The sequence below is a fragment of the Pseudoscardovia suis genome, from assembly GCF_002797875.1.
GTDB lineage: Bacteria > Actinomycetota > Actinomycetes > Actinomycetales > Bifidobacteriaceae > Pseudoscardovia > Pseudoscardovia suis.
In genome coordinates this window covers 205,294-224,219 of record NZ_PGFC01000003.1, presented here as the reverse complement: position 1 = coordinate 224,219, position 18,926 = coordinate 205,294, and the positions used below count along the sequence as shown (strand labels likewise).

Genomic DNA, 18,926 nt, shown 5'->3' with positions numbered 1-18,926 from the left:
AGAGCAATCGTTACAGCAATCGTTACAGAAAAATCACAGTAATCACATTCGACGGAAAGGATTCGTCATGGCAGATTTGAAGTATGCGGTCATCGGTGCAGGTGGCATGGGCACGCAGTTCGGCGTGCTGCTGCAGGAGTTCGCCGGCAAGCATGTGGATTTCATCGACACGTGGGGCGCGAATGTCACTACAGTGCGTAAGCAGGGCGGTTTCTATGTGTCGCAGGACGAGAAGGACCGCCACTTCGTCAAGACCAATATTTTCACGCCTGAGGAATACACGGGCGACCCGGACGTGTGGATCGTGTTCGTCAAGCAGGTGCAGCTGGACGTGATCCTGCGCCGCTGCGCCCACCTGTTCCGCGACCATCAGGTCGTCTTCTCGGCAATGAACGGATACGGTCACTTCGAAAAGCTCAACCAGTACTTCCCGGCCGACCACATTTACGGCGGCACCGCGCTCATCGGCGCCGTGGTGTTCGGTCCCGGCGACATCAATTTCACCGGCGGCGCCACAGCCAAGGCGATGAACCTGTGTGCATACGACCCGCAGATCGCTGCACGCGGCGCCGAGGGCGCGCCGGAGGTGGAGAAGCAGATTTTTGCCGATTTCACCGCCGCCACACTCAACCCCACGATCGTGGACAACTTCGCCGGCATGTGCCTGGCGAAGGTCGTGTTCAACTCCGTGCTCAACACGCTGTGCACGATGTACCAGATCCGCTTCGGCGAGTTCGCTGAGCATCCGGCCGCCAAGTGGCTCACCGAAAGCCTGGTGGACGAAGCCTACACAGCCGCCGAGAAGGCGGGCATCCCGCTGCTGGGCACGCGTGAGAGCGAAGTCGCCACGATTTTGCACACCGCAGGCGTGGCACATCCGCTGCACCATCCGTCCATGTATCAGGACCTCACCACCGGCCGCCCCACCGAGGTGGATTACATCAACGGTTATATCGCCAAGCTGGGCCGCGAGCACGGTTATGTGTGCAAGCTTCATGAGTTCGTGACTCAGGAACTGCATTTGGCTGAGCATGCCTTCGCCATCCACAATCCTGAGCTTGCCGCCGCCGCGAAGAAAGAAGCGGAAGCTGTCGCTGCCGTGCAGCCGCTGCCGGTGAAAGCACAGTAACATGACCGTGTGCTTGCCGAAGAGCATGATGGCGAGGGCATGATGGCGAGGGCATGATGGCGAGGGCATGATGGCGGGATTCTCCAGCCCCGTCCATTGATGGAAGGGCTTGTGGCATGGCGCTGCAGAATCCTTGTGTGCCGTCATGTGTCCCGAGCGCGCGTGTGCCCGAGCGCGCGTGTGCCCGAGCGCGTTGGTCCCGCATCCCCGAGCTGGGGTGCGGGACCGCTTGTTTCTGCGCTGGTTGTCACGGTGGTTGTTTTGTGTTCAACGATGAGTCTTCGTTGTAAAGAACCACGTCGACTTTGTAGCCTCCAGACACGGACAGCTCCTACACCCGAACAAATTGGGAGATATTGTGAAGATTTATAGTGAGAGGAGCGTCTATTACTGTGGGCACAGCTGACTGTTTCCCTGTATTTGCAAGGAAATTCAACGCCAGACATGCAGACGAGGGACGTTGGAAACTTTCAAAGCCGTGTGTGGTTTTGGCCTGGCACTGGTAAAATTCACAGGGATTGGGCTCCACAATGAAAAGGGATTTTTATTGGGGGCATGGCATTTATGGGAAATCTTTATTGGAGATTTGTTAAAGATCTCCGTTGAAGAATCAGGGAGTAATGATGACTGATACCAAGGAGACTGAGACGGAAGCATCAGTGAAGTCGCATGGCGCACAGCGCGTGAAGCGCAACGGTGTGGCGTGGATTGCGCTGGCGGCTGTGATTGCACTGGTGCTGGTGGGTGGCATCGCCGGTGCCGCTGCAGGATACCGGCAGTGGTGCGAGAAGGTGACGCCGTCGTTTGTGGATGTTCCTGCGGCGTTGCAGCAAAGCGGCAAGGATTCATGGGGCTCGTATTCGGTGAAAGTTGCGGTTGACCTTGATGGGCAGGCGCATGCGTTGCAGGCGACCTATGACGATCCCGCTACGGCACTCGCTAATTTTGAAGGCGATCAGCAGATCATCTCGTATTTGAGGGAGCGGTACGGTCTGCCGCGCTTCGATGAGACAAGTCTCGATCAGTACAGGTCCGTGGCGGCAACGCTGGATCGCGATACCGCGCCTCAGTGGTATGGGGACGAGCTGATCGCATTCATGGGATTTTCTTCCAGGTATGGGGCGGACAAGAGCAATGCCGAGGCGGTGCAATACATGCAGTGCAAGACCGCTTCGCAGCTCAAAAACGACTCTACGTTCATGAACTGGAGCTGACAGACGCCACGGCGGAAGGGCAGCAGCCAGACCATGCTGGGCCGAAGCCGCTGGTGACGCTGCTACTGGGGAGGGCAGCAGAGCCGAGTTTTTACGGAACTTGCTCTTCGCTTGGTAGCGGTTTGACGCGTTGGCAATCTGGCTGATAACGCGCGATAAGCCCATCTGATAGCGGCTTGAGGGCGCAATAAGCAACCCCGATAACAACCGGCGCGTGTGGCATATGGCACATCGATACTGTAAAAAACATCACCTCACAACAGCATGGTGAGTCATCAGAAGAAACGCACAGTCAATCACAGGGGTGTGCACGCCGGTTGAGAATGCTGATGCCACGGTAGCGGCACTGGCGTCGGCCACGGATTTCGAAACACCCGGAAAGACACAGACAAGTAGGAGAAAAGAATGGCCCTCTCATTTTCCACGATCAGGTCCTCGAAGGCAGGCAGGACGCTTGCCGCGGTTCTCGCAGCGGCAACGCTTCTCGGTTCGTTCGCGGCATGCGGCTCGAAGGCCAACGCCTCCGACAAGCTGCAGAAGGCGGACGGCAGCTCCACCACGCAGATCACCGTCGGCGTGTGCCCTGGACCTTACGGCGACATGGTCAAGGAAGTCATCGCCCCGCTCCTCAAGGACAAGGGCTATGAGCTGACGACCCAGGAATTCACCGATTACGTGCAGCCCAACAAGGCGCTCGCATCCGGCAGCATCGACGCCAACCTGTTCCAGCATGGCAACTATCTGAAGAAGTTCACCTCCGACAACAACCTCGACCTGACGTCCCTGGGCCAGACCCCGACGCTCGGCCTGGGCATTTACTCCAACAAGTACAAGTCCGTTGACGAAATCCCTGACGGCGCCACCGTCTCCGTTTCGTCCGACGCTTCGAACCTCGCCCGTTCGCTCGACGTGCTGCGCCAAGCGGGCCTCGTGGAGCTCAGCGGTGACACCGACGCTACGAAGGCAACGGTGGATGACATCACCAGCAACCCCAAGAACCTGCAGATCAAGACCATGGACGCCGCACAGCTCGCCCGTTCGCTCGACACCGTGGACTTCAGCCTCGTTCCTGGCAACTACGCGTGGGACGCCAACCTCGATCCGGAATCCGCGCTCGCCCTTGAAGACCAGACCGAAGGCGTGATGGAAGTGTTCGTGGTGCGCACCAGCGACGTGAACACCGATTTCGCCACCAAGGTCAAGGACCTGCTCGTCAGCCAGGAGTTCAAGGACGCCATCGCCAACAGCCGCTTCGCCAGCTTCGGCAAGCCCTCCGCATGGGGTGACGACGCGTCGAGCGATTCCTCCTCGAGCGCATCCGCCACGGAGTCCGCAAGCTCCAGCGCATCCGCTTCCGCAACGGAGTCTGCTTCTTCTTCGGAAGACAAGGAATCCAGCTCCTCGTCCAAATGAGAGTGACGGACGATAGGTTCGCCGCATCATCCACCTGATTCTTACGCCGGCCGTGGGAAACCGCTGGCCGGCGTTGTTTCTCTGACAACGTTCCCTGACAGGAGGAACAATGAGCACCATTGAATTGCGTGACATCCACGTCACGTTCCACGAAGGCGGCAAAACCGTCGAAGCCGTCAAAGGAGTGAACCTCCTGGCGCTCGACGGAGAGATCTTCGGCATCGTCGGATACTCCGGCGCTGGCAAAAGCACGCTCGTACGCACAATCAACTTGCTGGAACGCCCCACCCAAGGCCATGTGCTGATTGACGGCGAGGATGTGACGCAGGCGACGGGCGCCAAGCTGCGCGAACTGCGACGCAAAATCGGCTTCGTGTTCCAAAGCTTCAACCTCGTGGGCAACCTTACCGTAGGCCAGAACATCCAGTTCGCGCTCAAGGCCGGTGGATGGAAACGCGACCAATGGCACGACCGCACCGTCGAACTGCTGCGGCTCGTCGGGCTCGAAGACAGGGTGGACAGCTATCCCTCCGGGCTGTCGGGCGGGCAGAAGCAGCGCGTCGCCATCGCACGCGCGCTCGCCAACGAGCCCAAGATCTTGCTGTGCGACGAGGCGACGAGCGCACTCGACCTTGAGACCACCGAGGATATCCTCGCGCTGCTCAAGCGCATCAACCGCGAACTCAAGATCACCATCGTGTTCATCACCCACCAGCTGGAAGTCGCCAAGCAGGTGTTCGACCATGTGGCAGTGATGGAGCAGGGCGTCATCGTGGAGCAGGGCGAGACCTTCGACGTGTTCAGCGCGCCGAAGCACCCCACTACGAAGTCGCTCGTGGGACGCTTCCTGGGCATTTCCCTGCCGCCGCAGCTCATTGAATCCTTGCCGGCGGGCGAGCTCGTGCAGCTGACCTATCGCGGCGATGACGCGCTCGAACCGCTGATCAGCGACGTGGCGGTGCGCCGCGGCGTGAGCATCAACGTGCTGCACGGCAATGTGGAATACTTCGGCACGCGTCCGATCGGCGTGCTCATCGTGCTGATTTCCGGTGAGGATGGCGCGGTTCGGCAGGCGCTGGCGGATCTGAAGTCCAAAGTGTTGGAATTCCATGTGCTTGACCGTGCGAAGATCGCGGCAGGCGCCACGACCACGCAAGCCATTGATGCAGCCGCCGATGCGCAGGTCGGCGGTGTGAACGCTTCGTCGCAGCAGTCGCAGGCCCAGCAGGCACAGGCAGAAGCGCAGCAGGCACAAAATGAGCAGACGAAAGAGGAGGCACGCTGATGTCCACATGGCAGATTCTTCAAAGCCATCTTCCCCAAGCGTTGTTGGAGACGCTGTACATGGTGGTGATTTCCGCAGTCGTGGGCGTGGTGCTCGGCGGACTCGTTGGAGTGCTGCTGTATTTGACGGAAAACAGGCTGCTGTGCCCCAACCGCGTGGTGAACGCGATCGTGGGCTTCATCGTCAACGCCATTCGCTCCCTGCCGTTCCTGATTTTGCTTGTCGTGCTCATCCCGGTCGTGCAGTTCTTCCTGACTGATCCTTACACCCCGAGCGGTGGTGCGATTGCGTTGAGTGTCGCGGCGGTGCCGTATTTCGCCCGTCTTTCGGAAAGCTCATTCTCTGAGGTAGATCCGGGAATCGTCGAGGCGAGCGTCTCCACCGGCGCCACCGTGCCGCAGATCCTGTGGGGCGCGGTGTATCCGCAGGCCAGGCCTTCGCTGGTGCGTGGCATCGTCATCATGGTCATCACGCTCATCGGAAGCTCCGCGATGGTCGGCACCATCGGCGCCGGCGGCATCGGTGACATGGCCATCCAGTATGGCTACAACCGTTACGAAACCGGTGTGCTTGCCGTCATCGTGGTGATCCTCATCGTCATCGTGCAGGTCATCCAATGGTTCGGCAACCGGCGCGCCAAGGCATTGACGCACTGAGATTGATGAACAGAGGCGGTGAGATGCTTGGGCGCTGAGGTGCTGACGGTCGATTCCGCTGAGGCACTGAGGCACAGAGAGTTATTACTGCCGCGTTCGCAGCCCGTTCCAGTTTTCTGGAGCGGGCTGTTTTTATTTGTAACGCCGTCGAAACCCGGACTGATTCGCGCGTTCCTATGCTTGCGAACATTCGTGCCATGGCACAAGACCATTGCTGGGAATAGGAATAGGAGGGGCGCCAATGCCTGCAACCGTGCGAGACGCATTGTTTCTTGTCGTGCTGTTCGTTGCCAATACGGTCCAAGCAATCACCGGATTCGCCGGAACGGTGCTCGCCATGCCGTTTTCCATTCTGTTGATTGGCGCGAATGAGGCCAAGGTAGTGCTTGGAATCATGGCGCTTGTTTCGTGCCTGTGGCTGGCGGTTGCCGGCAGGAGGTTCATCAAGTGGCGTGAATTGGCGCGCATTCTCGTTTTTATGGCAGTGGGCATGGTCGCCGGCTACGCGTTATATGCGGTGTGCCCGGCGCGTCCGTTGCAACGGTGCTACGGCGTGGTGATCATGCTCATAGCCATCATCAACCTTGTGCATCCGGTGCAAGGCAGACTTCCGCAGGTTCTCATGGTGCTGATTTTGCTTGCCGCAGGCGTGATGCATGGGATGTTCGTCTCCGGCGGAGCCCTTCTTGCGGTGTATGCGGCGGCGATGATACCGGGAAAGGATGAATTTCGCGCAACAGTCGCAAGTGTATGGGTCGCCCTCAATTCGGTGCTGCTCATCACTCAGATCGCCTCGGGACAGGTCACATCCCATGCGTTGATGCTCACCGGACTGGGATTGCCGGCATTGGCGCTCGCCATCGCACTGGGCAGCTGGCTCGCTCGGCGCATCAGCCAGCAAGGATTCCTTCGGTTGTCGTATGCCTTGCTCTTGGTGTCGGGAGCGTCCATTGCGATATGAAATTCCAGCGGAGAGAGGAAGAGAGGATGAGGGATGGCTGTATTGCTGCGTGACCTGTGCGAACGGGTGAAAGACTATGGCATGGAGCTCATTGCCGGCCGCAACGGATTGGGGCGTCCGGTGCGATGGGTGCACATGGTTGAGAATCAGGAGATCGCGAATTTTTTGGAAGGGCAAGAGATCGCTTTTGCCACAGGCATAGGTTTGCAAACGCAGGAGGACCTGTGCGGGTTGGTCAAAAGCGTGTATAGCAACGATGCCAGTGGCTTCGTGGTGAATATCGGTCCATACATTCATCAAATCAGTCCAGAGACGGTTCGCTTCTGCAATGACCATGACCTGCCGTTGTTCCGTGTGCCGTGGAGTGTGCACATGGCTCAGATCATGCATGTGTTTTCCCTGGCGATCACCATGTCGGAGAAACACAACATGGAGCTGGCTGCTGCGTTGCGTAATGCCATCGAATGCCCGGACCGCGAGGAAATGTATCTCGATTACCTTGAGCAAAGCGGGTTTAACAGGGGATGGAACTACTGCGTTGCGGCGCTTGAGGCGCATGACAAGACGACACGATCGTGCCTGGAAAGCGTGGTGGATCTATGCATTGCGCAGAATGGATGGAAGGCCGCCATGCTTGAGTTGAATGGCAGGCTCGTCATCGTTTTCGCGCAATGCGGGTCCGTCGTGGTGCGTGACATGGTCATGGCGATACTGAATGCCGCACGTGCAAGGGGAGTGGACACAGACCGAGTGTTCGTGGGCGTAGGCAAGGTGACGAAGAGCGCGCGATGCATCCGCAAGAGCTGTGGCCAGGCCATGCGTCTTGAACGGTTGCAATTCCTGCGGGGCAACGGTGCCGTCCCTGCGTTGTATGACGAATCCGGCGTGGACAAGATACTGCTCGGGGTGGAGGACGTCTCGATTCTTGACGATTATTATGCCGATAGCATCGCCCCGTTGGTGAACTATGACAAAGCCCATGATTCTGACTTGGTTGACACGCTGCGCACATATCTGAAGTTCAACGGCAGCGTCAAGGAAACCGCCGAATCGATGTTCGTGCACCGCAATACCGTCAACTACAAGCTGGGCAAAATCGAGACCGTTCTGGGAGTGGACCTCGGCACATACAGCGTGCGTGAATTCCTCTCAATAGGTTTGCAGGTCGATGAAATATTGCAATGCATGCGTCTTGGTAATGAGGGATATCAAGGGAGCCGCTCCGCTGCTCCCTGACGGCTTTGCCTTGTGCTGGGGCACAACAAGCTTTGGGTTTCGGCGCCTTGCCGGGCGGTCCGCGGATTCTTACACTGAAAGCATCACGAAGGAACAATCCCACAAGGATTCATCCCGTTCCTCGTTTCACAACACATTGGTCCGTGCGTAATTACTGGCATGGATCAATCCCATGATTTCTTCCCGAATGGCCGGCAGGCAGGGCGAAGCCTTGCCGTTTTTCGACACATCATCACAATTGCCGAGCGATTCGTACAAACAGAAAGGTCTGCCATGACCACCCTCACGGATATCGCGCTCGATGCTTCTGCTCCCATCAATCAGGATGCGGATTACGCAACGGATTCAGCCGCAGCACAATCGGCTGTGGAGACCGCTCATGCTTCGTTGAGCGGCAGTCAGATTGAAGCCATGCATCGCGAATACGTCATGCAGTCCTGGCACAAGCAGGGCGAGCCGGTCACTGCCATCAGCCATGCACAAGGCATTTACTTTTGGGACTATGCCGGAAACCGCTACACCGACATGTCGTCGCTGCTCGTCTGCTCCAACCTTGGCCATGAGCTGCCGCAAATCACCGACGCCATCAAGCGCCAGGCGGATGTGATGTGCTTCATGTCGCCGGCATACGCCACCGACCCCAAGTCACGGCTTGCCAAGATGCTCGTTGACATTGCCGGCGCTGACCACTTCCAGCGAGTGTTTTTCACCAACGGAGGCGCCGATTCAAATGAAAACGCCATCAAGATGGCGCGCATGGTCACGGGAAGGCCGAAGATTTTCAGCTGTTACCGCAGCTACCACGGTTCCACGATCGGTGCGTCGAATGCATCGGGGGATTGGCGACGTTTCGCAACCGAGATTGGAGGTTCCGCCCCAGGCTTCGTGCACTTCATGAACCCCAATATGTATGAGGACGGTTATGTGCGAGGAGTCGACGATGCTCGAGCAACTGCGGAATACCTGCATCGGCTCGACGAACAGTTGCAATACGAGGGGCCGGATTCCGTCGCCGCGATTCTCATGGAAAGCATCGTGGGTGCCAATGGCGTGATCTTGCCGCCCGAAGGATACATGGAGGGCGTGCGCGCTCTATGCGACAAGTACGGAATCCTCCTGATCTGCGACGAGGTGATGGCAGGCTTCGCCCGCACGGGCACGATGTTCGCTTGGCAGAATTTCGACATGGTGCCTGACATGATCACCTTCGCCAAGGGCGTCACCTGCGGTTACGTGCCGTTGGGCGGCGTCATCGTGAGCCGCGCCATCAGCGAATACTTCACCGACCATGTGCTCCAATGCGGCTTGACATATTCCGGTCACACGCTTGCCTGCGCCGCCGGAGTCGCCGCCGTTTCGTATTACCTCGAGCATGACATTCCCGGCCACGTCAAGCAGATGGAGGCGGTCCTCAAGCCCTTCCTCGAAGAGATGGCAGCCAAGCACAAGTGCGTGGGCGAGGCCAGATGCATCGGATTGTTCTCGGCGCTCACGATCGTCAAGAACAAGGCGAATCGCACCCTCATGGCTCCCTATCACGATGCTCACAGCGTTATGCCATCCATCATGGCGCAGTTGATGAAGCGTGGATTCGCCACATTCGGACGTGAATCGAACATCAACATCTGCCCGCCGCTCACCATCACGGCACAACAGCTTGAGGAGGAACTCCCCAAGCTTGACGAAGTGCTCACCTGGGTTGACGAGACCTACTGCGACTGATACAGGGAATCACATGCGAAGGAACGATCATGATATGGGATTACGACGAACCGGTTGCCATTCGCTTCGGGGCGGGGCGCATCGCCGAACTGGCTGAAGCCATCCGCTCTCTCGGAGGCACCACGTGTCTGCTCGTGACATCACGCCACTTTGTTGACGATGGAACGGCGCAGCGTCTCATTGATCAGAGCGATGGCGTGATAACTGAGGTGTTCAGTGATTTCTCACCAAACCCGGATGTTACGCAAGTGGATGCCTGCGCGCGACTGATACAAGCCAAGGGCATTGATTCCGTTGTGGCGATGGGCGGCGGAAGTGCCATGGACCTCGCCAAGGCCGCCGCTGCGATAGGCGCCAGCGGAGGAACCATCACGGCATACCATGGCACCGGGGTGCCTGTGCCGCCCAAGCATCTGCCTCTTATTGCGGCACCGACCACCGCCGGCACCGGGAGCGAAGTCACATGCGTGTCCGTGCTCACCAACCGCGCAGAAGGCCGCAAGGCACCCATCAATTCGGATGTTTTCTATCCTGCGATTGCAATAGTCGATCCGGAACTCACCTACAGCATGCCGCCGCATGTGACCGCAAGCTGTGGCATGGACGTGCTGAGCCAAGCAATCGAGGGATATTGGAGCAAAGGACACCAGCCGATCTGCGATGCGCTGGCGGTGCATGCCGCGAGGCTGGTGTTCCAGTGGCTTCCCCTGGCATATGCTGAACCGCTCAATGCCCAAGCCAGGGCGAAGATGTGCGAGGCGTCAGTGATCGCAGGACTTGCCTTCACGCTTCCCAAAACCACATCATCGCACGCCTGCTCCTTCCCATTGACGAACCTCTATGGCATTGCCCATGGCGAAGCGTGCGGCGTGACGCTCGACTACTTCGCCAGGATCAATGCGGATGCAGCCGATGGACGGGTGCGCGACCTCGCCCAATCCCTGGGGTTCGGCAGCGTATCGGCAATGGCGGATGCCATTCACGAACTCAAGGTGCGCATTGGGTTGCGCTGCGGTTTGGCTGACTTGAATCTCGATGACGATGACATCGCCGACCTGGTGCGCATCAGCCGCCACCCGAATCTGTATAACAACCCGGTTGAAATCACCGATGCGATGCTCGAAGAAATGTATCGAGATCTCGCTTTGCGCGATCCGCGCGATGGATGCACGGTTTCCGAAGGCTCTTTGCAGTCCCGTCGCCGTGAGGATGCGCTGGCTTGCGCTGGTGAAGGAAAGGGGATGTGACCATGACAACGCCATCAGATATTGCGCAGCCCATTCTTTCCCGGGAGCTTTCGATGGAATCGCCCCAAGAATCGGACGCCTCCGCCGTTGGTTCCACGGGCAGGCGGAGAGCGCAACGGCATTTGAGTGTACGGCAGGCAAGAGAAGCACGGACCAAGGAGGATGCCATGAGGGAAAGTCCCAATGGTGCACGAGTGCATGCACGTGTGCGGGAATTCATGTCTTCGAAAATCTTCCAGGGATTCGCATCATTGGTGCTCATCCTCGCGCTATGGTGGGCAGTCACCGCAGCAGGACTTGTCAATCCGCTGTATCTGCCGTCCCCGGCACAAGTGGCGGGTGCCTTTGTGGAAGCCAACAACTGTCATGCGATCTCCTCGGGGTCAAGTCGCATCGTGTGCGGCGAACAGCAGTACTTCATGTGGCAGCATCTGCTCATGAGCCTCGAGCGCATTGGCGTGGGGCTGGCTTTCGCAATCATCGTGGGCGTGCTTGGCGGATTCGGCCTGGCGTATGCGCCATGGGCACGTCGGATCTTCCTGCCATACATCAATTTCATCCGTGCATTGCCACCGCTGGGTTACATCGGTTTGCTGATCGTGTGGTTCGGCATCGGCGACACGACGAAAATCTGGCTGCTATTTCTCGCGGCGTTCCCCACCATCGTGCTGGCGACAATCGAAGGCGTGGATGCGGTTGCCAGGGATCGCGTCAATTCCGCGTATGCCTTAGGTGCATCAAAGGGACAGGCCTTTGTGCACGTTGTCTTTCCTAGCTCCCTTCCTTCGATTATGAACGGCATTCGTCTGGGTGTCGGTTTCGCGTGGACGACCGTGGTGGCTGCCGAGCTCAACAACGGCATCCCCGGCATCGGCGCCCTGGCATACCTTTCGGGTACCGAACTCAATACTCCGCTCACCATCGCGTGCATCCTCGTGATTGGCGTGGCCGCGCTATTGCTTGACGGCCTCATCGTGCTCATCACCAAGCTTGTCACGCCTTGGGTGGGCAAGGAATAACCGAACATACATCACGCATACCGCAAATCACACAATCCACAACACATAAATCACAATCCACAATCCATCGTGTAGATAAGGACTCATCATGACACGGCATATCTTTTCTCAGCGTTTTTCTTGGCATAAAGGTGCGGCTGTGGCATTCGCAGCCGCTGCGGTGCTCGGCACAAGCGCATGTGGAATGTCCACGGCGAGTGAAATCGCCGGGGCGTCATCATCCTCATCCGCTTCAAGCTGTCCGGTTGACGTGAATACTGGCGTGACCGGCACCATTCGCATCGGCTGGCAGATGATCCCCAACGCCGATCTGATTGTCAAAGACAAGGGATGGCTGGAAGCGTGCATGCCCAACGCCACCATCCAGTGGAGTCAGTTCAATTCCGGCGCGGATGTGGTGCAGGCCTTTGGTTCCGGTTCTCTGGACATCGCGCAGATGGGCTCGAGTCCTTCGGTTCGTGCCGTTTCTGCACCGCTGAATCTGGACGTGCAGGTCGTGTGGATCCATGATGTGATTGGCGATGCCGAATCCTTGGTCGCCAGGGATGCCTCCGTCAGCTCCATCAAGGATTTGGCTGGCAAGAACATCGCCACGCCTTTTGGCTCCACCTCGCATTTCAGCCTGCTGTCTGCTTTGGATCAGGCTGGCATGAGCACAAGTGACGTCAATCTGATCAACCTCGACCCCGACAAAATGGCAGCTGCCTGGACTCGTGGAGAAATCGACGCCGCTTGGGTATGGGATCCCGTGCTCTCCACATTGAAGTCCGACGGAGGCTCTGTTGTGATGTCCAGCAAGGACACTGCGGAGCAAGGCTCGGCGACCTATGACATGGAAGTGGCGTCCCAGAGTTTCATCGCGGCGAATGCCAGCGCGATGAAAACATGGACGTCCGTGGAGGATTACGCGGTGGAATATATCTCGTCGGATCCCGATGATGCTGCGGAAAGCGTCGCCGCTCAGATGAGTGTGGACACCTCTACGGTGAAGACCCAGTTCGCCGGGTATGAGTATCCCGCCGCCTCCCAGCAATCCACGATTTTCTCAGCAGAGCTTCCCAAGGTCTTCGAAAGCACTGCCGAGTTCTTGAAATCTCAAGGCAGCATTGATTCCGTGTCCGCAGATTATGCATCCGCGCTGTATTCGAATGCGATTGATGCCGTTGCCGGCCAATGATTGGCATGGGGCTGGCATGGGGCCTGCGCAATAAACGAAAAACGATTGGCAAGGTAATGCAGTAACAACGTAAGGAGTCATCATGGTGGAAAGCATGGTCGTTGACAAGGGACAGAAGCTGACGTGGTCGGAGATGACCGACAAAGCGCAGATGGAGCGTGAGGGGATTGCCGTGGACATCCAAGGCGTCACCAAGCGTTTCACGACGCAGCAAGGCGACGAGGTCACCGCTTTGAGAGAAGTGAATCTGAAGATTCGCGAGCATGATTTCATCTGTGTCGTCGGCAGGTCGGGGTGCGGCAAGACGACGCTTCTTAACATGCTTGCCGGCTTCGAGCGGCCTACCGAGGGGCGGATCATCGCCGCAGGAGTACCGGTGACCAAGCCAAGTCCCCGACGTGGCGTGGTGTTTCAGAAGCCGCCGCTGTATCCGTGGCTCACGGTACGAAAGAATGTGGAATTCGGTATGCGGATGCAAGGCGTGCCAGCCAAGGAACGGAATGCAAGAGCTGCGCACTTCCTGGAAGTCGTCGGACTTGCGGATGCAGGGGAGCGACATCCGTACGAGCTCTCTGGCGGTATGCAGCAGCGTGCGCAAATAGCCAGGGTGCTTGCCACGGATCCGGATGTGATTTTGATGGACGAGCCTTACGGTGCACTTGATGCATTGACGCGGGAACGGTTGCAAAATGAGTTGCTGCGCATTTGGCAGGAGAAGCGCAAGACCGTGTTCTTCATCACCCATAGCGTGGAGGAGGCGCTGTTTCTTGCGACTCGCGTGATTGTGATGACCGCACATCCCGGGACTGTGAAAATGGACATACCTGTGGACATTCCTCGCGATCCCACAGATCCCGACAATCCTCGTAAGGTGCGCGAGAATCCGCGGTTCCAGCAGCTGCGTGATGAGATCACTCGGGCAATTTATGAAAATTCGGGCGATGAGGAGAGAAGGTAGACATGAGGACGGGATGGCGATGAGGGCAGGAGCAGATAGGGCCGGCGGTTGACATAGGCGGTCGTAGACGGTGTGGTATAGGCGGTCGCCAATGGGTGACATAGGCAGAAAGCCGCTAGCGGACGAGAGCGGTGTTGAAGCGTCTCGTGTGCCGGCGGCTTTTCTGGGGTGTGGGACGGTTGTCACGTGCATCTGTAGGTGTGTGCATGTGCTTTTGGTATGTGGGATCTTTCAGACATGCACGCCCGATGATGCGCAGGTGTCGTTGATAAGCGTCGACAGGTCGGTTCGGTGAGCGTCCGAATGGATGATGGCAGTGGGGTCGGCCAACGCGGAAACAATTGTCAACAGCCGACGTGCCTCCTCCGTTTCTTTTCTTGATGATATGGCTCTCCCGTTCGAAGCCACCAACGGCAGCACGAGCACATGTCCGGCTTCGCGAATGAGTCGTGATTGAACAACGCCTGTCGAACGTGAATCGAGCACGGCATCGTCTTTCGACAATCCGGCGATGACCAGGCGATCGTCATCGAACAGCAGTGATTCGAAACTGTCCAAGCCAACGGCAGTGGCGACATGGATGTCGTCAATGATGCAAGTCAGGTCGCCGAGCACCGAACAGTCTGCTAAATGCTGTGCGACGGCAGTTCCCTCAACCCCAACGGGCAGCGTGACCAGTATCGTCCCGCTGCGCCCGGGGATGCTTCGCAATGTGCAGGCGATGTCGTGTTTGCATGCGCAGGTGAGGCAACAGTCCTCCAAGGAGGATGTCGTTGAGCGGCCATCTTGTAGGCCGGCGCAGTCATCAGGGTTGATATAACCGGGGTCTTGGATGGTTCGGATGATGGACAGGCCTGAGACCGAGGCGGGGTCGAGGTCAGGGGCAACGTCATAGGTGATGGAGGTCGCCGATGGCAGTGAGTCCATCAGGGAGAACGTGACCGCGTCGATGGTGAGGCGGTCTGTGCCGGTGAGCAGCACGAGGCTGGTGTGCGGGGTGCTATTGCCGGCGGTGTGGTCGGTGCTGGTGTTCTTGCACTCGTTGTTTTCGTTCTCAGTGTTTTCTTGTCCGCTGTTTCCACTGTATGCCCGTGAAGACATCGATGGGTGGTGTGCCATAAAATCTGCCTTTCTGTGATTGTGTGATCGTGCGGTTGTGTGATCGTGAGGCGGAGGGATCTTGCGGCTGCAGAACCTAGGGACTTCGAGATCCTGCTGTTGCTGGATCTCGTGGTTTTGCGCTCTTGTGATTTATCCGCCCGTAGCGATCATTTGACAATAATGATTCTCATTATCTATAGTGGCGTGCATGAGCAAATTTTGTCAAATCCTCGGCACACGTGCCGGCAAGGGCAATTCCGTTTCCCACTCGCATCACAAAACACGGCGTCGGTTCAAACCGAACCTGCAACGCAAACGGTATGCAGTGCCTTCGCTGGGCCGCAGCATCGTCCTCACGGTGACTCCACGCGGTATGAAAACCATCGACAGAAAAGGAATAGATGCAGTCGTTGCCCAATTGATTGCACGCGGAGATATTCGAATTGATGCGCAAATCTCTGATTGAACGCGCCGAGCCGGCCGGTTCCTGCCGTGCATAAGCGGAAACAAGCATGTAGCGTCATGCCGGACGTGGGAGATCTTCCGCGTGGACGGAATGAACTGAAAACAGAAAGAAACCAGAACAAAAACCAGAACGAAACAGAAAGAGAGGAGGCCTTCATGGCCAAAAACACCAGTATTCGAACGGTCGTCACGCTGCGTTCCACTGCAGGGACCGGATCGACCTATACGACCACCAAGAACCGTCGTAACACCCCCGACCGTCTCGAACTTCTCAAATTCGATCCAGTGCTGCGTAGGCGCGTCATCTTCCGGGAGGTGCGCTGAATATGGCCAAGCGCAGCAGCATCGCCAAGCAGCAACAGCGGGAACGTGTCGTTGCGGCATACGCCGAGCGCCGTGCCCAATATCGTCGTGATTCGGTGAACCCGCATCTAAGTCCGCAGGAACGTGCGGAGGCAATGCGTCGGTTGCATGCGCTCCCGCGGGATGCCAGTCCCACGCGATTGCGCAATCGGGATTGCATTGACGGTCGTCCGCGTGCATTCAACCGACGTTTCGGTCTGTCGCGCATCAATCTGCGGGATAAGGCGCATCGTGGCGAACTGCCGGGTGTGGTGAAATCCAGCTGGTGATGGGCGACCGTGGGGCAAACTCTGCGGGAGACCCAGCAGGGAGGCTCAGCGGAGGAGGCTCAGCAGGAAAGGCTCAGCAGGAAAGGCTCAGCAGGAAAAGCTCAGCTGGGAGGAACCTGGCTATTGGGACGAATCCGACTGGGGTTGATTGGAGGTCCGACAAGCACGGACGTATCTGACCAAACACGGCTTGGAAGAGAGCGGGCTTGGAAAACTGCTTGGACAACGGGCTCGAAAAACAACAGCTTGGAGAACGGGCTGAAAAAACAACAGAAAGGTAATTGCAATATGAAGCCTGACATTCATCCGATTTACGGACCGGTTGCATTCCGCGACCAGACGACGGGAACGTTGTTTCTCATGCGTTCCACGCTTGCGGTGCGGGCGGATCAGCTGCCATCCATCACATTGGCGGATGGGATGACCTACCCGCTGGTCACCGCGGATGTGACCTGTGATTCTCATCCGTTCTACACCGGTAAGTCGGTTGTCGTTGATTCTGCGGGGCAGGTGCAGCGCTTCCGCAGAAGATATCGTCTGGACGGGTGACCGCTGGTCTTTGGCCTGGCGTCGCGATTTTGGGTATCGTCCGCCAGCAGGGAAGTCGACGTCTCCGTGGAATTCATCAATGGGGAAAAGAAAGCAGTCATAAACATGAAAGTCAAATCATCCGTGCGCTCGCTGCTTCGCAAAGACGGTTCAATCGTCGTGCGCAGGCGTGGCCACATTTATGTCATCAACAAAAAGAATCCGCGATGGAAAGCGAGGCAAGGCTGATGGCGACGCCAAAATATCGCAAATCGCGTTCACGGACGCGCATCCGGAGGTCGCAGTGGAAAGCCATTCCTGTGCAACTGGTGAATGTGACTCTGCCCGACGGCAGTGTTGTGAGAGTGCCACAGCGACTTGCTGCGACTGCCCGGCGCGGATACCCATTGCATTGATCTTGTGTGCTTGCCTGTGCACGTCATGCTAACGTGCACAGGCAAGCACACGGATGTGGTGCGTGGCATACATATGCCCGCGCGTAGGCATGTTGGGCACAGGCATGATGTGCACGGGAATCGATGTGCACCTGCGCATAGATGGGGCATGTGCACATGAGCGTGTGCCATACCTATGCGCAGATGCGGCGTGTGCACGATGTGCGCGGGCATAGATGTGTCCCTCACACTTTGGCATATCTTGGCCTCGTGCCTGGCCATCTCACGTCTCGGCATTCTTTGCTCCGCGCCTGATCGCCTCACGCCTCGGCCACCTCATCTCATATGTTGGCTCACCTCATGCCTCGGTTGCCTCATGCCTCGGTTGCCTCATGCCTTGGTTGCCTCATGCCTTGGTCTATCTCATGCTTTTGCCCATCTCATGCCTTGGTCCGCCTCATGCCTTTGCCCGCCTCATGACTTGGTGGTCCATCTCACACCTTGATATGCAATTCTGCGAGACTGCCGAGCAGCCCATTAATGAGGCTTTCTCTGTCGTTGGAGCTGAGAGGCTCTCGGAACGAAATCCTTAATGCGGATTTTGCTTCCGTTTCGCTCATCCCCATTGCCAACAACGTGGAGGGAGCTGTGCTTCTGCCTATGGCGCATGCTGATCCAGACGACACTTCAATGCCTCTGGTGTCTAAATCGACAAGCAACGCTTCGGCATTGATGCCGGGGAACACAAATGATGCATGGCCGGGAAGCCGCGAGTTTGGGTCGCCGGTGAGACGTGCGAAAGGAACGGCGTGTAATACGGCGTTGATGAGTTCGTCGCGAGATGATTCCAATGCCGGAATCATGGTGGGCATGCGACTGCATGCTTCTTGCAAGGCAACCGCCAGGCCAACCGCTCCTGCGACATTGGGCGTGCCGGATCTCAATCCGCCTTCTTGGCCGCCGCCACTGATGAGCGGCTCCATTCCCACTCGGTTTCTTTTACAAAGGATCCCCAGTCCCTTGGGTGCGCCGAATTTATGTCCGGATGCTGTGAGGGTATCCGCATTGAGGTCATGGAAGTCAACGGGAATCGTCCCCGCGGCCTGCACTGCATCCACATGCACCGGCACCCCAGCTTCATGGCAGATCCGCACTGCTTCCTTCACGGGTTCTATCGTGCCCACCTCGTTGTTTGCCATCATGACGCAGGCTAGCGTGGCACCTTTGTGCACTTCCTCTTGTAGCGCTTCAAGGTCTATGCGCGCTTGGGCATCCACGGGGATGCGCACGACTTCGAATCCGAAGAAGTCGTGCAACCATTGGGCGGATTCGGCGACAGCGGGATGTTCCACGGCAGAAATGAGTATGCGTCTGGAGCGCGAATCGCTGGATGCATCATCGTGATGGGCATGGCTATTGCGCACGTGCGCCAGTGCGATGCCTTTGATGGCAAGGTTGTCGGATTCCGTGCCGCCTGATGTGAAGATGATCTCGTTGGAACGCGATCCGAGGTTCTGCGCGATGGATTCGCGTGCTGCAGACAATGCGCGGGCGGCGGTTTTGCCATCTGTATGGACGCTCGAGGGATTCGCATACGCCTGTGTGAGGAACGGAATCATGGCTTCAATGACGGTGTCGCTTACACTGTCGCTTGCAGCGGCATCCAAATACAATGTCATGATGTTCGCCTTTCGCGGTGACTGTGCGTTGTTTCCAGGGCAACGCACAGCAAGAGGTCGGCTTGGGGAAACCGGTGGAGGGGTTGTGACAGGGGTGAGCAAGGTAGTT

General features: G+C 57.7%; 21 protein-coding genes. 19 read left to right on the top strand and 2 right to left on the bottom strand.

The window, feature by feature from the left end; translation table 11 throughout:
• Nucleotides 1-67 precede the first annotated feature (67 nt).
• From CLV65_RS05180 to CLV65_RS05125, 13 genes are all read left to right on the top strand, one after another.
• Nucleotides 68-1,129: a ketopantoate reductase family protein gene (locus CLV65_RS05180; protein ID WP_211278401.1), complete on the top strand. Its 1,062-nt coding sequence runs from the start codon at nucleotides 68-70 to the stop codon at nucleotides 1,127-1,129.
• A gap of 460 nt (nucleotides 1,130-1,589) precedes the next feature.
• Nucleotides 1,590-1,760: a hypothetical protein gene (locus CLV65_RS08730; protein ID WP_157847226.1), complete on the top strand. Its 171-nt coding sequence runs from the start codon at nucleotides 1,590-1,592 to the stop codon at nucleotides 1,758-1,760.
• Complete coding sequence (locus tag CLV65_RS05175) at nucleotides 1,750-2,343, top strand: hypothetical protein (protein WP_144441858.1); 594 nt, start codon at nucleotides 1,750-1,752, stop codon at nucleotides 2,341-2,343. Before CLV65_RS08730 ends, CLV65_RS05175 begins: the two co-directional genes overlap by 11 nt.
• 405 nt (nucleotides 2,344-2,748) lie before the next feature.
• Nucleotides 2,749-3,756, top strand: coding sequence for a MetQ/NlpA family ABC transporter substrate-binding protein (locus CLV65_RS05170; RefSeq protein WP_094690877.1), 1,008 nt, complete (start codon nucleotides 2,749-2,751; stop codon nucleotides 3,754-3,756).
• 109 nt (nucleotides 3,757-3,865) lie between these two features.
• Entirely contained in the window at nucleotides 3,866-5,041 is a 1,176-nt protein-coding gene (locus CLV65_RS05165) for a methionine ABC transporter ATP-binding protein (RefSeq protein ID WP_094690876.1), read from the top strand.
• Complete coding sequence (locus CLV65_RS05160) at nucleotides 5,038-5,697, top strand: methionine ABC transporter permease (protein ID WP_094690875.1); 660 nt, start codon at nucleotides 5,038-5,040, stop codon at nucleotides 5,695-5,697. Before CLV65_RS05165 ends, CLV65_RS05160 begins: the two co-directional genes overlap by 4 nt.
• A gap of 241 nt (nucleotides 5,698-5,938) precedes the next feature.
• Nucleotides 5,939-6,658 (top strand): sulfite exporter TauE/SafE family protein, encoded by a 720-nt coding sequence (locus tag CLV65_RS05155; protein ID WP_211278400.1) that lies wholly within the window; start codon nucleotides 5,939-5,941, stop codon nucleotides 6,656-6,658.
• Between the two features lie 33 nt (nucleotides 6,659-6,691).
• The gene (locus CLV65_RS05150; RefSeq protein WP_094690874.1) at nucleotides 6,692-7,894 is read left to right on the top strand and encodes a PucR family transcriptional regulator; all 1,203 of its coding nucleotides are present in this window, start codon (nucleotides 6,692-6,694) and stop codon (nucleotides 7,892-7,894) included.
• Nucleotides 7,895-8,167: 273 nt separating this feature from the next.
• Complete coding sequence (locus CLV65_RS05145) at nucleotides 8,168-9,616, top strand: aminotransferase class III-fold pyridoxal phosphate-dependent enzyme (RefSeq protein WP_094690873.1); 1,449 nt, start codon at nucleotides 8,168-8,170, stop codon at nucleotides 9,614-9,616.
• 29 nt (nucleotides 9,617-9,645) lie between these two features.
• A complete protein-coding gene (locus CLV65_RS05140; RefSeq protein ID WP_094690872.1) occupies nucleotides 9,646-10,863 on the top strand; it encodes an iron-containing alcohol dehydrogenase family protein in 1,218 nt (405 codons plus the stop codon).
• Between the two features lie 218 nt (nucleotides 10,864-11,081).
• A complete protein-coding gene (locus CLV65_RS05135) occupies nucleotides 11,082-11,882 on the top strand; it encodes an ABC transporter permease (RefSeq protein ID WP_211287609.1) in 801 nt (266 codons plus the stop codon).
• Nucleotides 11,883-12,021: 139 nt separating this feature from the next.
• Nucleotides 12,022-13,059, top strand: a complete 1,038-nt coding sequence (locus CLV65_RS05130; protein WP_211278399.1) for a taurine ABC transporter substrate-binding protein — start codon at nucleotides 12,022-12,024, stop codon at nucleotides 13,057-13,059.
• A gap of 82 nt (nucleotides 13,060-13,141) precedes the next feature.
• On the top strand, nucleotides 13,142-14,017 hold the full coding sequence (locus CLV65_RS05125) for an ABC transporter ATP-binding protein (protein WP_211278398.1): 876 nt from the start codon (nucleotides 13,142-13,144) through the stop codon (nucleotides 14,015-14,017).
• Between the two features lie 231 nt (nucleotides 14,018-14,248).
• On the opposite strand, the gene CLV65_RS05120 is transcribed toward CLV65_RS05125, so the two are convergent.
• Nucleotides 14,249-15,136, bottom strand: a complete 888-nt coding sequence (locus tag CLV65_RS05120) for a hypothetical protein (RefSeq protein WP_094690870.1) — start codon at nucleotides 15,134-15,136, stop codon at nucleotides 14,249-14,251.
• A 190-nt stretch (nucleotides 15,137-15,326) separates the two neighbouring features.
• Between CLV65_RS05120 and rpmB the strand changes: the two genes are divergently transcribed.
• From rpmB to rpmF, 6 genes are all read left to right on the top strand, one after another.
• Nucleotides 15,327-15,584 (top strand): 50S ribosomal protein L28, encoded by a 258-nt coding sequence (gene rpmB, locus CLV65_RS05115; protein ID WP_094690869.1) that lies wholly within the window; start codon nucleotides 15,327-15,329, stop codon nucleotides 15,582-15,584.
• 155 nt (nucleotides 15,585-15,739) lie between these two features.
• Nucleotides 15,740-15,907 (top strand): 50S ribosomal protein L33, encoded by a 168-nt coding sequence (rpmG, locus tag CLV65_RS05110; protein WP_094690868.1) that lies wholly within the window; start codon nucleotides 15,740-15,742, stop codon nucleotides 15,905-15,907.
• Nucleotides 15,908-15,909: 2 nt separating this feature from the next.
• Nucleotides 15,910-16,215, top strand: a complete 306-nt coding sequence (gene rpsN, locus CLV65_RS05105) for a 30S ribosomal protein S14 (protein WP_094690867.1) — start codon at nucleotides 15,910-15,912, stop codon at nucleotides 16,213-16,215.
• Nucleotides 16,216-16,503: 288 nt separating this feature from the next.
• Entirely contained in the window at nucleotides 16,504-16,764 is a 261-nt protein-coding gene (locus CLV65_RS05100) for a type B 50S ribosomal protein L31 (protein WP_094690866.1), read from the top strand.
• Between the two features lie 105 nt (nucleotides 16,765-16,869).
• A complete protein-coding gene (gene ykgO, locus CLV65_RS05095; RefSeq protein ID WP_094690963.1) occupies nucleotides 16,870-16,992 on the top strand; it encodes a type B 50S ribosomal protein L36 in 123 nt (40 codons plus the stop codon).
• Nucleotides 16,971-17,159 carry a 50S ribosomal protein L32 gene (gene rpmF, locus CLV65_RS05090; protein WP_425319297.1) on the top strand — a complete coding sequence of 63 codons (189 nt, stop codon included), beginning with the start codon at nucleotides 16,971-16,973 and terminating at the stop codon, nucleotides 17,157-17,159. The genes ykgO and rpmF overlap by 22 nt, the downstream gene beginning before the upstream one ends.
• A gap of 473 nt (nucleotides 17,160-17,632) precedes the next feature.
• On the opposite strand, the gene CLV65_RS05085 is transcribed toward rpmF, so the two are convergent.
• Nucleotides 17,633-18,817 (bottom strand): cysteine desulfurase family protein, encoded by a 1,185-nt coding sequence (locus tag CLV65_RS05085; RefSeq protein WP_094690864.1) that lies wholly within the window; start codon nucleotides 18,815-18,817, stop codon nucleotides 17,633-17,635.
• Nucleotides 18,818-18,926: the final 109 nt, after the last annotated feature.